Origin of the sequence: Psychrobacter sp. (genome assembly GCF_049295055.1) — a bacterium.
Taxonomy (GTDB): Bacteria; Pseudomonadota; Gammaproteobacteria; order Pseudomonadales; family Moraxellaceae; genus Psychrobacter.
The window spans coordinates 74807-91179 of the sequence record NZ_JBAQQF010000047.1 but is presented as its reverse complement, the minus strand read 5'-3'; the positions used below and the strand labels follow the sequence as shown (position 1 = coordinate 91179).

Sequence of the window (16373 nt, the reverse complement as noted above, 5' to 3'; positions counted from 1 at the left end):
GCATAGCACGATTGGATATGTGTCACCTTTTGAATTTGAAAAGCGGTATTATGATAATTTAACCCTGTCAGGCATTGCTGCCTGACTCAAGTAAAACACTCTCCGATATAGTCGGGGCGGTTCAGAGTGTTAGTATTGTCGTTTTGACCCTCAGTAGTGACAGCTTCATCACCAGCGCTGTCGTCCGTATTGAGAGTATCGTTTACAGCGCTATTTTGAGTAGTGCTATTGTTTATTTTGGTTTGGTTGTGCTCATCTTGCGCAATTTTTAGTTTTTCTTGTAGCGGTGCTAAGCGTTCTGTCGATAGGTTATTATTGGCAATAATCATATCAATATCAACGATAAAAGAGGAGCGCTCATTATCAATAAGTTTGCGGTCTGATAGGGTGAGTAGTGCGGTAGAAGCTACGTAATTTGTCAAGATTTCTACATTCGGATAGCGTGATTGAAAGCTTGCAATGACGTCATCCAAGGGTTCTTGCAACTTATCTTCTGCTTGTATGTGCAACGAGCTTTTGGTAATGCTGTTTTTGTCTTCTTCGGCAGCCGATGAGCCACTCTCATTCGACATAATAGGCAGTGGATCCATATTTTTACGGTTGCTGGTCCATAACCAAGTAAAAATAGCGATAAAAATGACCAACAGCAGTAAAATTAGCCCAGCCAGTAGCAGCTTGTAGTCTTTCATATATTACCGATCTTCTTTTTTTTAGTTTGTTTGAGTTCAAGCTTTTGAGTTCGAGCTAAAGCTGCTGATGCAGCACTTCATCGGCTAAATCCGCTAGCATATCTGCAAAGATATCGGTTGCTTCTCCTGCAACGGGTATTGCTTTTTGTTCAGTCACTTTATCACTAGCAGTACTATCATTGTCTAAATTTGCAGATGGATAGTTTGAAGGGGAAGCGGGCTGATTGTCAATCATTTTTGCCATGACTGCTTCTTGATGTGCCGCTAATGGTGACTGCCCCGTGCTTAGCTTCTCTGTAAGCCACTTAAAGCCATGGGTTTCCCACCATGCTTCAAAGCGTGGTAACGTACTGCTACGTACCGCAACAGGAAGGTTTAATGTGCGCAATTTTTGTGCCAAAACAGGGTCGCTTATGGCTTGATGGATACTGAGGTAGAGTCCACTGCTATCATCAGTATAAGGTTGTCTATTCTGCCAAGATCTGTCATCAATTTTCATACGTGGCAATTGCCATAGCTCACCGCGATAGTATACAACGTATAAACGTCGTTTAGGATCAACGAAAATGGCATCAATGGGACGCAAGCGCATAGTATTTAATTATCTCGTTAATAAAAACAGTTAAGAAGTGCAATGGTAGATTTGATAAAAAGCAGAAAGCCTTTTTAGTAACTACGAGTGGGTTAACGGCGACACTAACTGTCGCAAGGTATTATAATGCTGGTATCTATACTGGTAAAACTTCTCTATCGGTGGCAAACTGACAAGCAGCATGTTTTATTATTATACTCATTAGTATTATGATAGGTTGGTATTATTAAGGGGTTGAAGGCAGTTATTATTGGTATCCTGCATTTATGCTTATTATGCTAGCAGAAATACATTGTAGTAACGACCGCGAAACATAGATTGCCCAGTGTTCTCCTTAACCTTCTTTGTTTATAGTATATGTGTATGGATGGTCTTCTAAATCCAGTATCAACAGGTTCTCTCACTTACTGCACCATCATTATTCTCTCTGACTTTTTAACAGCAATGCTAATGTCTTAACGTTTTAAAAAACACTTGTTTGCTTCATTACTCCATCTCTCGAATTAGACTATATTCTATGTTTAACATTATTCAGTCGCACCGTACCGAACGCTTAGTTGAGCAGTTACTTGACGCTTATAAGTCTAAGAATCTACCTATCTTTGAAGAATTCATTGTCATTGTGCCATCGATGGTGCTAGGTGATTGGTTGGATAAGTCGATTGCCAGTCAGGCAGGTATCAGTACTTTAGTTACGACTAAGTTTTGGGGTCAGTATCAATGGACCTTGATGCAAAAGGTCTTGGCTGAGCATAACGTTTGGTTAGAGTCTAATCAGCGATCGCAAGAGATTGTGACAGTGCCAGAAGTGGCAGTGTTAACTGGTGCGGTGATGCAGTGGCGTTTGTTTGGTTACTTTACTTATTATCAAGCGCAAATTATGGCAGATGATAAACATCCTTTGTATCCGTTACTATCAGCGCTACTAGATGAAGAGGCGGATCGTAGTCAGCAAGATATACGGTTATGGTCATTGGCGACAGATTTTTCGCGAGTATTTACTCGTTATCTGACACACCGTGAGGATTGGTTGACACTATGGTCAGCTAACAAGTCTGTTGATGTAGAGCTGCTCGTTGCTGAAAAAGACAAGCTGGCAATAGAGTTTGATAAGAATGCTGGCAAGACACCTGAATGGTTGGTTGCACATTATACTGAGCTGGAAGTTGCTCAAAGGCATTTATGGCGCTTGTTATTTGCTTCTGTGTATGAACATCGCGCGTCTATTGAGACACGTTTTTGGCAGATTATGAAGCAAGACAAAGCAGATAGTGGCGTAGATATTCAAGCGATATTACCAACGCAACTGCATATTTTCACCATTCAGCAATTACCGCAAAACGAGCTGAATTTTTTACAGCGTTTATCGACATACCTTGATATCACTTTATTACACTATAATCCGTCGCAGTTATTTTGGGCGGATATCGTCGATAAGCAGTGGTTACAGCGTCAGCAAGTGATTAACCCTGAAAGTGTGTTTTTGCGAGATTATGGGCATACGCTATTGTCGCGCTTGGGCAAGCAATCACGCGAGACCTTTGCGATGCTGGCAAGCTTATCAGGTAATGAAGATACAGCGAATTTCAAACTGAACTGGCAAGATAAGTTTGATGTAGGTTACGACCAAGTAATTGAAACAGAATCCGAGCGACCGCTAAGTTTGCTTGCCCATTTACAGCAAGATGTACTGATGCTAGATGAAAGTGCGACGCAGCAAACCACTGCCGGGCGTTTAAGTGCCGCGCTTAGTACGCAAATGCAAGTTGATTCAGATAATGAAAACGTTAGTGATAAAAATAGCCTAAGTAAAAATAATGATTCTAATGTATGGTATAGCGACGATACTTTAAAAGGTAAACGCTACGAGCAATCACGGCAATGGCAATTGTCGCAATATGATAATAGCCTAAGCATTCACTCTTGCCATAATCTACAACGTCAGCTTGAAGTGTTACGCGGCATGATTGGACGTTGGTTAAATGAGCCAAATCAAGATGGTACTACGCGTCATCTATCCGATATCGTTGTATTGTTACCAGATGTTGATCGCCACCATGAGCTTATTAACTCGGTGTTTGTTAATGGAGAAGGGCAAGATGGTCTGACGCTACCAGCTAAGGTCACAGGCGTCGTTGATAAATCTATTCGTCAGCTGTGGGAAGCGATACGTGGTTTTTATGGGCTGTTAGGTAGTGAGAGTGCCCGATTTGAGGCGGCTGAAGTATTTGATTGGCTGATGCTGCCACCGCTGTATGAAAGCCTTGGCTTAACGCATGAGCAGATGAGCCGCGCGTGTGACCTATTAGAGCAAGCAGGATTCGTACGCGGTTTTGATGAAGCACATCTGCAGCAAACGCTTGATATAGATGATTATGATTACCGTTTTAGCTTTGCCCATGCACTGGATAAGGTAGCGCTAGGCCTGGTCATGCCTGAGGCTGGTATCAGTGACTGCTTATATCCCGATAACTGGCAGGATAATACATTAGCCGAAAAAACGGTACCTATGTCAGCGATTGGTTTGGGTGATGCATTTATTGTTGAAGCGCTATGCCGTGTCTACAGTGGATTGCATCATTGCCGTTACGAGTTTCAAGCCCGTCATAACGCTGAGAATTGGCTCAATAATATTGAGAACCATATCATTCATCCGTATTTTGGTGCGCTTGACCAAACGCGTCCGATGCGCGCTATTTTTAATGCGATGAATGGTTTTAAGAGTAGTTTGCGTGCCAATCGTCATTACCAGCGCTACCATACTGATAATGACAGTCAGCTTGATACGATGACAGCTGATGCTGATGATTCTTCAATGTCATTTTCTTCAATGTCACTTTCCTCAATTTCACAGTCACTAGAGCTTGAAGCCAGCCAAGTTGAGTCAAAGTTATCACAAGTCAGTAATCTACCCTTAAAGCTGAGCTTTATGCTCGATAGTATCGAAGATGAGCTTGAGAGCCAGCAAGTCAGTGCGGAGCCGACTGGCGTGATTACCTTTGGACGTTTTGGCGCACTACGTAATGTGCCGTTTGGTTTGGTGGTCATGCTCAATATGGATTTATCCGAGTTTCCCAATCGTGACCGTGACAACCGTTATGACTTAATGAAATCTGGGCTGGCACGTCGCGGCGACAGATTTAGTGAAGACGACGATAATGGTGCATTTTTAGATGCGCTGTTATGTGCTCGCAATGCTTGCTGGATTTTTTATAATGGTCAGCGTCTCACTGATAATCATGAGCATTTGCCAGCCAATCCGGTGAGTGAGTTATTGCAGTTCCTACAAGGCGAAGTACAGTGGCAGTGGGATCCTTTAAAGACTGAGCAGCTTAAGAGCAATTCACTAACGACTGTTAATGGTGTTGATAGTGTTGATAATGATAGTAATGACCAATCAGCCTTGGCGGCGCAAGTGCAGCGTTATTTGCCTAAGCTTATCGAGCAATGGTTAGTCACTCGTCATCCGGCACTACCGTTTGCGCAAGAAGTATTTGTGCAGTCAAAAACTGATTCTGTTCATTCAAACAGCCTAATGTCTAGTGAAGATGATGGACAAGCATTGATAGAATTACTCGCGCGTGCCATGCAAAAAGAAAAGCTCTATCAACAAAGCACCAATGCACCAGCGCGAGTGTGGCACGAGGTATTTGAGCGCCTGCACGCTCAAAATGACGACATATCAACTTCTGTTAAAGTTCATCTGCCTAGCAAGAAAGACTATGCCAATATTGCTCAGCGTATTTTATTAGAGGGCTTATCAGATGTTAAAACTTTGAATAATGATATTGTGCAGGAATTACCAGAGCGTTTTAATATTAGCCAAGTAGATATGCAGCACCTGTACTATCAAGTACGTCACCCTGCCAAGCATTTTCTACGAGAGCAGCAAGTACATATTGTATTGCCTGAAGATGAGATGGCACATCAAGAGCCTCTATCGTTATCTGGTTTAAGTGCCTATCAGGTGAATACGCAGCTGCTTGATGAGCTGAATAAAGATGTAAATGTTGATAATACCAGCGCGAGCAATTTGCTATACGACCCAGTTATGCCAGCAGGTGTGGCGCGTCAATCGACACTGCAGTATCAACAGGTTAAGCTACAGCAGCAATGCCAAGAGTTTGCCGAACAGTTAGCGGTATTGGATATTGATGCTCGTGCTAATAACCATGACAACATTAATATTAGTAACGGTACTTTTGATGAGAGGAGTAGAAATGCCAGCACCTTATTAACCCCGTGTGCTGAAACCATGATTACGGTTGCTACCCCTGATATAAATCCTCAAGGTCAATTACAGATAAAAGGTGTGGTGCCGGTTGCCGCTAATATGGCCACTCAAAGCTCAGATACGTCTTCACCTGAGTCATCAATACCTGATGTTTGGTTAAACATATTACCCAATAGTGCTCGTACACAGTACTTACTACAGTTTTGGTTAGCGCATGTTTTTTGGCAAGTGGCGCGCCACACCACTGAGGCGCAAGTTACTGCTGGTGATGGCAGAAGCATCTGGCGCTTTAATAAAGGTAGCGCTGAGTATAAAAAGTTCAAAGACAAGACTACGTTTGAGCTTGCGCCCATTGCTTATGATACAGCCTTAGCTGAATTGCTTAAGTGGATAAGGTTTGCCCATATTGCTGGCACGACGCCAATGGCGGTATTACCTGTTTACGCTGTTGCTTATCTTTATAAGGTCAATGAAGCCAAAGCTAAGGACACTGATTATCAACCCAAGAGTAGTGATTTTGAGAGTTGGTTATGGCCGGACTATAACAGCGACGTTATTTATGACAGTTGTTCACAGCATGAGCTATGGCAATATATTCTTTATAAGCAAGATGCCTTTGCCAAGTTAAAGGATGCTTTGCCGGCATTGGCAAAGCCTTTATTTGGGGCGATGGATGAGGCCTTAAAAGCTTTATAAAGAGTAGCGCTATCAAGCTATTCATTCAGAATGCTAAATAATAATGTTAATCGTACGACTTTGAACAAGTGATTTTTTATGGATCAAGATAATAACTCTGCTAATGGTTTAGATAATGTCGGGCACGACTACAGCAATGCGATACCTGGAAGATTAGTCGGCAACTCGGCTAGTAATCTAGCTAATAGTGTTGCTGGCAAGACTGCTGTCGCTGACAAGAACGCTATTAAGCCAGAAGAACCACCTGCCATTCGTATTAAGTTAAACGGTAAGTATCTAATAGAGGCCTCAGCAGGTACTGGTAAGACGTGGACCTTGACGGGTATTGTCCTGCGCTTATTAATTGAAGCAAAACGCGCCCCTGAGCATATTATCGCCACTACCTTTACTCGCGCTGCTGCTGCCGAGATGCGCCAGCGTATCCATGATCGTTTGATTGATTTTCATCAGCTACTGCAATGGTTTGGTAAGCTGCAAATTAACGCTATTACCCGAGATATTCTCTATCCACAGCTACTCATCAATGAAAGCGCTAAAAAGTCTACTGATAAAACAGATAAAGTTGATGAAGATTCTAAACTCTCTAATGAATCTAATAAAAAAATAACCCTAGAGCAGAAGCAAGAGCGACTGGAGTGGCTTGAAAAGCAAGCTATGCTCTCAGGCAATAAGGATCTTATGGATGATCCTATCAACAGCTATTTGCTCGAGTACTTATTAGATCATACCGAAGATTACCCGTTGTCTGATGCGCTTAGGCGCTGCGCTCTCGTATTGACTACTCTAGATAAGCTGTTCGTTGGTACATTAGACAGCTTGTCACAAAAATGGCTATCAGAATACAGCGCGGAGACTGGGCATCAGCAAGGCATACAAATTAGTGATCAAGAGCAGATAGTGATAGAAAGCATCATTCATGATGCGGTACGTGCCCATCACAGCTACTTGTATAACCAGCAGCATGAGATTTATCAGCTATTGCAGCATACTAAGAAGCTGACCTCACCTGCCGATCATATTGGTGCCGCCCAAAAATCTCTTCAGTTTATCTCAACGCCTATCGAGAATGTCGATATGGGCGAAGAGATAGATTTTGTTGCCTATCAGCAGGCATTAGAGGAATTTAAAAATTGTGATTTAAAAGAACTAGAGCCATATTTTGACTTTGAGTACCGTACGGCACAAGGGTTTGGTAAAGCAGGTAAGATTGGTAAAAATATCGGTTCTGTTTTTACGATTCAACAAGCCATCCTTCAGTATGGGGTAACATTTTTTGCCAATCTAGAATCTCATGCTGACGTTTTATATACTGAACTACCTAATGCTTTTATTAGTAAAGAAGACGGTGGGAAGGTTTTCAACAAAGGTAAAGAAGCCGAGCGCCTAGCCTTTATAAATCTTGAAAGTATCCAGTTATTAGCTGTATTACACAATTATAGTGAACAAATTAAGCTCTATTTAAATGCATTGGTTGAAAACCTAAACCGTGAGATAGCCCTAAAGGTACGCCAAAAACTACCATCGATATTAGAAGCGCGTCGTGAGACTACTTTTGCACTGCAAATGGTACGCTTAAACCAAGCCTTGTCAGGTAAGCAAGGTGAGCGGCTGGCACGTTATATTCGCCATCATTATCCGGTGGCATTGATTGATGAGTCACAAGATATCAATGGTGAGCAGGCGCGCATGATTGAGCGCATTTACCTGTCTAAAAATACTGATAGTAATAAAGATAGTGCTCATCAGAATCGAGGCTTTCTATTATTAGTGGGCGATCCTAAACAAGCGATTTATGGCTTTCGCGGTGGTGACGTCGCCAATTATAACGCCATGAAAGCTAAGTTTGATAAAGATCATATTATGAGTCTTGATGTCAATCGACGCTCTAATGAGCGTTTGATTACCGCACTGAACCACTGGTTTGGCAGACCGAGCCCGGTATCAGATACACAAGACTCCCAAAATTATAAGCAGGATAAAGCGAGTCAGTTAGCGCAGTTGGGTAAGGGTATTTACTACCAGCATATAACGGCGGCAAATACTGACTCGCGTCTTTCATGGCAAGCGTCTGCGTCTGTGAAAGAACGAGGAAAAGAACAAACAGAAGCCGCTGTTTTATCGGATAGTCCCGTCAGTGTGATACATCTGCCCTATGATAAACAAGCTAAGTACAATGCTTGCGAGCTAACAGCGTTGCATATCGCGGCATTGCTCGCAAGTCAGCAAACCATTGAAGGTCGACCTATCAAGCCAAATGATATTGGTGTACTAGGTCGCCGTAAGCATGAGTTAAAGCAAGTTGAGGATATGCTCAGTAAGCTTGGCGTGCCTACCTTGGAAACAGCAGAGAAAAATATCTTTGATACGCCTATCGCCGCTGACTTAGCTGCTTTGTTAGAGGCTATGCTGCGACCACATCGCCGAGATATTATTAATCGTGTATTAACCAGTAATTTTTATCAGTTAAGCCTTAATGATATACAAGCGTTGATGTTAGATGACGATGAGAGTGATACTGACCAAGCGGATGTACGAGAAAGTAATGGATTGGATAGCGAGCAAGCAGCGTTAAAACAGCGTTATCAAGACTTCCAGTTGTATTTAAAAACCGCAGCGTCGTACTGGCAGCATAATGGCGTTTTGTCAGCGCTGCATTATCTGTTTGCTCGTAACCCGATGATTAGCCAAAATCCGCAGCAATCTGGTAAACAAGTAAAAAGCCAAAATGTTTGGGTAGGACTTGCCGACTTAGAGGATGGCGCGCGCTATTTGATGGATTTACGGCAGTTACTCGATATTTTAGCGCAGCATGGCATGCATATCGGTGAGCATGAGCTACTGGCATGGTATAAGAAAAATATGAATAGTAGTCGAACACCAGAATGGGCGCAGCAGCAACCACTGCCAACGGAGTCAGGTGTGCAGCTGATGACCATTCATAAGTCCAAAGGATTAGAGTTTCCGATTGTCTATGTCGTCGGTATGGATAGCGCTAGTCCTAAAGCTGGCGGTCGTAGCGATCATAATTTATTTCTATATGACCATGATGTTGAGGATAATAAAACGGAGCGCCGCCTATCTACTAGTAAAGGAAAACCGCATAGTAAATCTGCTAAAGGCGAAACACCAACAGACTATTATGCGCAATTTGAAACCGCTGAAAACTATGAGGAGTTTAGACGACTGGGTTATGTTGCTTTCACCCGTGCCAGTGAGCAGCTATACATGGTACTCAAGGACGGCTATAACAAAACTGATTCAGAACGTAAGCCAAGTCTGCAATGGTTGAGTTGTGAGGATCATAAGTTTGTATTGCCGGATAGATTACAGCCTTATATCGGCTGGTTAGAATATGCGGCTATTGAATTAAGCGCTGAAGCACTTATTGATACTAATAAGACGTCCCAAGAATCTGAGACCGCTGCTACTGATACCATTGAATCTATATCTGCTTCTGATACTGCACTACGTATCGACTATCAAAGTGCCTATGCGCAGATACAACGAAACTCATTTAAAGGCTGGGCTAAGACCAGCTTTACGGCACTATCGCGTCAGCTAAGTGAACAAAGCAAAGCATTGGCTGTTTTTGATGATGGAGTAGAGGATGATTTAGATTTAACGGATAGTATTAATTTATCTTCTAAATTTCTAAGTAATAAACCTCAACAAGATTTACAGAATGACGATAATAGCAACGTTAGTAATTCAATCAGCAGCGATGACATTCGTTTTCGCTTTGTAAAAGGCGCTAATGCTGGTACTTTTTTACATGAGATTTTTGAAAAAATGGATTTTACAGATAGTAGTAAATGGTCAGGCATTATTGATCAAAGTATTCGTCAGTATCAGCTGCCCATAAGTTATGCTAGCGCCACTTCGCAACAGCGCTTACAGCAAAATAAAGCAATACCATCAGCATTGACTTCAGAGCTGGCTACAGAGAATATTGAATCGGCTGAGCCTAACCAGCTAGGCGTTGCCCATGAAGAGTTGATGGCATGGGTGGCGGATGTATTAGCCGCACCATTGTTAGCATCTGGTCAACCTTTGCAGGACATACCGGTTAAGCAGCGTATTGCTGAGCTTGGTTTTAATATGGGTCTATCAGAAAACTTTACACCTGAGCATATTAACCATGTTTTCAAGCAGTATTTACCGGATGAGCCTGAGAAACACATTGAACTGACCACGCAGTATTCTAACTATATTTATCGTTATCTACGAGGTGAGATTGACCTCGTGTATGAGTGTGCTGGCAAGTATTATGTGGTTGATTATAAAAGTAACTACTTAGGAAATAGCCTAAGCAGTTACGATAATGAAAATCTAAGCGCTGCCATGAATAAAGCAGGGTACTGGTTGCAAGCCGCCATTTATCAAGTGGCACTCCATCGATTTTTGCGCTTACGTTTAGCTAATTATGAAGGCAATGAGACGCAATATTTAGGTGCAGTGGAGTACGTATTTTTACGTGGTATCGACTCAAAGGGCGCACAAAACTATGGTCGTATTCAGTGGCAGATACCGTTTGAGCTGGTTAAAGCATTAGATGATATGTTTGGTAGCCCAAGTATCTAGCACACGAAAACACTAAAATAATGATAAAAATGGATAAGCGATGAGTGATGTTAAGGATATAAACAACGTAATGAAGCAAGACAAAGCAAATAACGCTGATTTAAATGCTACTAACACAGATGCTGTTAGTAGTTGGGCGACGACGATTAGCCAGTATCTATTGCAACGACGCACACAAACGCAAGTGGCTTACCAAGGACAGCTAAAAATTCAGCTGGTGTCTAACATAACTGAGGAAGGTCATGACACGCAAGATTGGCTGTTTGAAGCGCTATTTGAGGTGCTGGTGCAGCGTCTAGAAGAAGGGCACACCGTATTGGTCCTTGAAGCATCTAATCGTCTTATAAGTGAGAATAGGTTCAATGAAGATATTGGGCTGTTTAATTGGCAACAGTATTTATTGCAACCTTTGCTACAGCCATTATTTACAACGCTACTAAGCACTGGCATAACAGATCTATCAGTTGCTGAATTATTAGAAAGCGATGAGATGTGGATTACAGTAATGCGCCAATCCACATTACCTTTATACGATAAAAAAATATTAGAACAACGCCGTCAAGTTTGTGTAAATCTATATCAATCATTGATACATATAGCAAGTAACTGTACCTCAATAGAAAATAGCCTAAGCAAATTTAATGAAATATTAATAAACCGACCACTTTTTACTAAAATAAAAAGCAAGATAGAAGAAAATGAGGTTGCCAGTCCAATCGTTTTTCAGGTAAGTAAAGACCTGAAAAACGATAGTGAGGAATCAACTAAAATCACTTTATGGCTACATCGTACATGGCAAGCTGAGCATGCACTCGCAAAAAATGTGATTCGTATTAAAAATCAGATGTTAGTAGAATTACCGATAGCGCTCAATCCTCGGTTAAACCCCGAACAACAAAATGCCATTCATATGGCAAACCGATCAGCATTTAGCATCATTACTGGCGGACCAGGGACGGGCAAAACTTTTACCGTTGCGCAGTTGGTCATGGCACTGCAGCAAGAACAGTCTGAAGGAGATAAATCAAAGGCCAATCTCGCATTAGCCGCTCCAACAGGTAAGGCTGCACAGCGCATGCAAGAGTCGATACAGAACGCCATACAGCAAGCTGGCGTCTCTATACAGTTGCCAGAAGCTAAGACCATTCACCGCTTATTAGGTATCGGGCAGGGTGGTCGTCCTCGTTACAATAATAAGAATCCGCTAAGTGAAGATATCGTCATCATCGATGAAGCTTCTATGCTTGGGGTAGAGCTAGCTAATCATCTAGTGAGCGCCATAAAAGCCAATGCGCGGCTGATACTACTGGGTGACGCCAATCAGTTAGCCGCAGTCGATGCAGGGGCAGTGCTAGCGGATTTATGCCGTATATCTGCATTACAAGACGTGCATCAAAGCCTAGTGGCTAGTCAACGTTTTGATGAAGATTCGGGTATAGACAAGCTTGCTAAACTCATTAATCAGGCCAATGGAAGCTCGACTAGTACGCAAAATATGATAGTTGTTTGGCAACTTCTCCAAAAAGATGACGCGTTAAAGTTCTATCATCTGACTTCTAATATAGATAATACAAAGGAATACACGAACAGTGAGAAAACAACTGATAAGCTAAAAAATAGCCTAAGCAATTATAATTTTTTAATTAACCTCTCGAATAGATATATCCGGTACTTTAGTCGAACTGAGATATTATTAACAAAAATAAAAAAAGCGAAATCCATGCCAACCAAAGAATCATTCGATGACTTTGGCAAACTAATGGTATTGCTCAATCAATTTAGAGTACTAACTGCTGGGCATCATGGACGCTGCGGTGATCATTACATTAATAATTATCTGAGCGAGCAGCATAAAACTCAATTAAAATTGCCGTTATCAAAATCACCTTGGTATCATGGACGTCCTATAATGGTTTTACAGAATAACTATGAGCTAGGGCTGTTTAATGGTGATATTGGTATTTGTCTACAAACCGAGAAAGGACGTTTGCAAGTATTTTTTGAGAACAAAACTCAGGGCATCAATATTAATATGCTGAGTGATGAGATGATTGCGACTGCTTATGCGATGACCATTCATAAATCGCAAGGATCAGAGTTTGATCATGTGGCTATTGCCTTTGATGATAGTAATGGACGCTTGCTAAGCCAGGAGCTTATTTATACCGCGGTGACACGTGCCAAAAAACAAGTTTCTATTTTTAGTACTGCTTCAGCATTTACGCGCGCATTATCAACGCCAACAGAAAGACAGACAGGGCTAAGTTTACAGTTTGAAGAATTTGTAGAGTAGGGCCTTTATTATTTTGTTAGTTTGAAAAAATAAATCAAAAAAAAGCATCCAATTTGGATGCTTTTTTAACGACAAAATTTTTAAATTTACACTTTGTCTTCTTTAATGGCATAAATACCTGGTAGATGACGCAAATAACCATGAAAATCCATACCACAGCCATAAACATAACGATCAGCGACATTGATACCAACAAAATCAACGTCAAAATCTGCAACTTTACGATCATGTTCTTTATTGAGCAATACACAAGACTCGATAGACAACGGGTTTTCTTTACTCAATTCTTCAACGATTGCTTTTAGGGTGATGCCTTCATCAAAAATATCATCTATCAACAATATATGCTCACCAGCAAGCTTTACATCAGGCTTGAATTTCCAGTCTAGCTCGTTGGTACCTTGATTATCACGATAGCGCGAAGCATGGATGTAATGCATACGATGATAAAACGTCAAATGGGTAAGTAACTGACCGGCTGGGATAAGTCCACCGTTCATAACAACCATAACAATCGGGTTTAGACCAGCATAATGGAGGTTGAGCTGGGCAGCCAAACGCTCATAAGCAGCAGCAACTTCCATACTACTGATAAGGCACTCTGAGTTGCGTAATGTTTTTTCAATTTCTTGATTGCTAATTTGGGTCATCGGGTGCGCCTTTGATAAAAAGTGCCGCTTATTTTAGCAAATTTTAGTGAATTTTCCCAACGCCATGTGACTTTTGGGATAAAATTAATTAAATACTAGGTGCTATTCTGACTTTTCTACGATAAAAGGGCGGTAATAGTTTGCTAAACGATTTAATGAGTTGTCTGGTAAGTCAGGTAACAGCTTATTAAGCGCCATACTCATGCCTTTATCGATAGCCGCTTTGGCAACTGGCACAGCCTTACGCTTAATCATACCAAGCTTTAGTGTTTCTGCATAACGACTGATAAAATGAGTCAGCGTTTCTTCATTCATCGTTTCAAGGGCTGTTTTAAACGTCTTCATATCTATGTGTTCAGGGGTGACAGCAGCAAAGCCTTTATCGATGATTTCAGCGTCTTTTTCTGATAGCTTGAAACCCACACGCTTTAAACCTTCATTGTCGATAAAGGTTGCACGATCTCTTAAGAAATGAAAGCTGGGTAAAACTTCTTCATTATTTTCTTTACCCAGTAAAATATTGAGTAGGGTATCCGACGCTCGTTCAATCGTCGCAACAATTTTACGCATGGATGCTTGACGCTCAGGGTTTGGAATAATTTCAATTAGACCAACCAATAAGTTATCGATAAGATCGCGTGCGGTTTGGTGAGTTAGTGCATCGCGATAAGGGTAATAGTCAGTTTTTACCTCTGATGCAATGACTTGTTCTGCTTCAACAATTAACGCTTTTAATTGTTCTGAAGGTACGAATCCAAAATAGTATGTCATTAATTTTCCTTGGTTTTGATTGATTTTAACTGTTGCTAAATATATTCAGTGGTTTTAATTATGATTCTTATTTAAGAGCGCTCGTTTTATAACTCCTAGGAGTTATATGAGGGTAACTTACTTGCTAGCGACCAGGCCATATCTGCTCGTAGTAGTTGAGCTTGTTCTGACTTACCGCTACTGAGCGATGACCATTGCGGTTTACCACGCGCTTTTTTAAGCTCACTGGGTAATTTGTTCGCGGCCCATGGCGTCACTAAATTATCTTCATTGTGATCAACTGACAATCTATTATCACTTTTCTCGCCATTATATATGAGCTGCGTGGCATCCGTTGCAGCATGACCACGATGGCGTAGAGTATTCAATAAATCTATGGCCCGAGTTGCCAATAAGGTCAATGTCGCAGGGTCGATATACAGACGCTTTACCCCAGTAATTCTATCGGCAATACTACTGGTATTAGATAACAGTCCGCCTGCGATACCACCGATGGCAGCGCCCAATCCTAAGGTCGTGCCTAGTGCTGCGGCATCAATACCCAATCCTAATAGCGCGCCAGCTGCCGCACCAGAAGTGGTGCGGATACCATAGCTTTTAAGAAGCTCGGGATCAAATGGATCTTGTTGATACGCTTGCAATTCAAGTGGGGTTGCTGCTACCGCATTGTCATAAAATTTATATGAATTTAGTAAATTATGCTGCATCGCACGCTCACTCTGCCTGACCGCTTCTTGCATTTGCTGTAATACTGGCATCGGATCATCATCTTCACTAATTTCACGTACAAAAGCGGCGACATTTAATAAAAAATCAGCGATGATAATGTTTGCATCATCATAAAGCTGTGCCCAGTCTTCAGTCCTGCGCGTCATTAACTGCTCAAGCATCTCAGAGTGGGTGAGCATGGTCGCAAGATTTTTCCACAGGCGCATTTCATCTTCAAACTCAAAGGCAACTGAGTCAAAACGGGTTGAGATATGCAAATTACGTCTTGCCAGCATCGTCTGCCAGTCGTCAATATTGGCATCTTGACTGTCAGTGAAGTTAAATACCGGCATAACGGGTATCGCTGCCCACGACAAGATAGCAAGCTCATCTTTATATTTACCCAATACTGGCTCACGTGCATCTACGACGTAGATGGCCATGTCACTTGCTAGCAACTGACGGATAACTTTTGCTTCTTGGCTATAGTCATAATCTTGCGAGTCATAATTGTTCGAGACATTACTATCAACACCTTGAGCGATATCTGCTGCCAAAAACTGCTGTAGACGCTCAATACCATCACGGCGACTGGCGGTATTGTCCTCTAACCAGTCCATCAATCCCGATGCGTCTTCCAGACCAGGCGTGTCATACAACGTAACCAATACCTCGCCGGTCTGACTGTCGGTCAGTTGGGCGCGCTCAACATGTCTAGTAGTCGCTGCTTCATTTTTTACTTCACCAAAATATACGTCACGTAATAGGGTGCGTAGTACAGAGGTCTTACCCGTATTGGTATGACCAACAACGGCTAACTTAAGAGCCTCGCCACTAGCAATTGTCTTTTTAAGTGTAGTATTGCTCGGTACTGTTTGTTCAGTTAATGATTGTTCGGTTAATGCTTGCTGATTTAACGTCTGTTTGCTCAAGGATAAGTCTTCATCGCTAGCGAAGGTCGGATGTGGCTGATGCACTGGCTGACTTTTTGAGTCAATCGTCACTTCATAGGCTTTATCAGCAAAGAGACCGGCAGGCTTATCCGTTTTTTGGTTGCTTTCTTGGTTGCTTTCTCGATTATTATTGTCATTATTCATGATAGAGTCTTATATTTATTATTAATAGCCAAGTTCAGCAACCATAAAATTAGATTATTGTC

General features: G+C 41.8%; 8 protein-coding genes. 3 read left to right on the top strand and 5 right to left on the bottom strand.

Annotated elements, in window-relative coordinates:
- Positions 1-86: 86 nt before the first annotated feature.
- Both WAZ74_RS06655 and WAZ74_RS06650 read right to left on the bottom strand, forming a co-directional pair.
- Positions 87-689, bottom strand: a complete 603-nt coding sequence (locus WAZ74_RS06655) for a hypothetical protein (protein ID WP_422307089.1) — start codon at positions 687-689, stop codon at positions 87-89.
- Between the two features lie 55 nt (positions 690-744).
- Positions 745-1281, bottom strand: a complete 537-nt coding sequence (locus WAZ74_RS06650) for a hypothetical protein (RefSeq protein ID WP_422307087.1) — start codon at positions 1279-1281, stop codon at positions 745-747.
- A gap of 517 nt (positions 1282-1798) precedes the next feature.
- On the opposite strand from WAZ74_RS06650, the gene WAZ74_RS06645 reads away from it, so the two are divergent.
- From WAZ74_RS06645 to recD, 3 genes are all read left to right on the top strand, one after another.
- A complete protein-coding gene (locus WAZ74_RS06645; RefSeq protein ID WP_422307085.1) occupies positions 1799-6211 on the top strand; it encodes an exodeoxyribonuclease V subunit gamma in 4413 nt (1470 codons plus the stop codon).
- Between the two features lie 78 nt (positions 6212-6289).
- Positions 6290-10792 (top strand): UvrD-helicase domain-containing protein, encoded by a 4503-nt coding sequence (locus WAZ74_RS06640; RefSeq protein ID WP_422307083.1) that lies wholly within the window; start codon positions 6290-6292, stop codon positions 10790-10792.
- Between the two features lie 40 nt (positions 10793-10832).
- Complete coding sequence (gene recD / locus WAZ74_RS06635; protein WP_422307081.1) at positions 10833-13085, top strand: exodeoxyribonuclease V subunit alpha; 2253 nt, start codon at positions 10833-10835, stop codon at positions 13083-13085.
- Positions 13086-13171: 86 nt separating this feature from the next.
- Here the strand turns inward: recD and WAZ74_RS06630 are convergent, their stop codons facing one another.
- From WAZ74_RS06630 to WAZ74_RS06620, 3 genes are all read right to left on the bottom strand, one after another.
- Positions 13172-13735: a hypoxanthine-guanine phosphoribosyltransferase gene (locus WAZ74_RS06630; protein WP_422307079.1), complete on the bottom strand. Its 564-nt coding sequence runs from the start codon at positions 13733-13735 to the stop codon at positions 13172-13174.
- Positions 13736-13837: 102 nt separating this feature from the next.
- Complete coding sequence (locus WAZ74_RS06625) at positions 13838-14506, bottom strand: hypothetical protein (protein WP_422307077.1); 669 nt, start codon at positions 14504-14506, stop codon at positions 13838-13840.
- 95 nt (positions 14507-14601) lie between these two features.
- Positions 14602-16311 (bottom strand): DUF3482 domain-containing protein, encoded by a 1710-nt coding sequence (locus tag WAZ74_RS06620; protein WP_422307075.1) that lies wholly within the window; start codon positions 16309-16311, stop codon positions 14602-14604.
- Positions 16312-16373: the final 62 nt, after the last annotated feature.

Coding starts and splice junctions, on each gene's coding strand:
- WAZ74_RS06630 (WP_422307079.1), bottom strand. CDS start 13,735: ATGACCCAAATTAGCAATCAAGAAATTGAAAAAACATTACGCAACTCA.
- WAZ74_RS06645 (WP_422307085.1), top strand. CDS start 1,799: ATGTTTAACATTATTCAGTCGCACCGTACCGAACGCTTAGTTGAGCAG.
- WAZ74_RS06620 (WP_422307075.1), bottom strand. CDS start 16,311: ATGAATAATGACAATAATAATCGAGAAAGCAACCAAGAAAGCAACCAA.
- WAZ74_RS06625 (WP_422307077.1), bottom strand. CDS start 14,506: ATGACATACTATTTTGGATTCGTACCTTCAGAACAATTAAAAGCGTTA.
- WAZ74_RS06650 (WP_422307087.1), bottom strand. CDS start 1,281: ATGCGCTTGCGTCCCATTGATGCCATTTTCGTTGATCCTAAACGACGT.
- WAZ74_RS06640 (WP_422307083.1), top strand. CDS start 6,290: ATGGATCAAGATAATAACTCTGCTAATGGTTTAGATAATGTCGGGCAC.
- WAZ74_RS06655 (WP_422307089.1), bottom strand. CDS start 689: ATGAAAGACTACAAGCTGCTACTGGCTGGGCTAATTTTACTGCTGTTG.
- recD (WP_422307081.1), top strand. CDS start 10,833: ATGAGTGATGTTAAGGATATAAACAACGTAATGAAGCAAGACAAAGCA.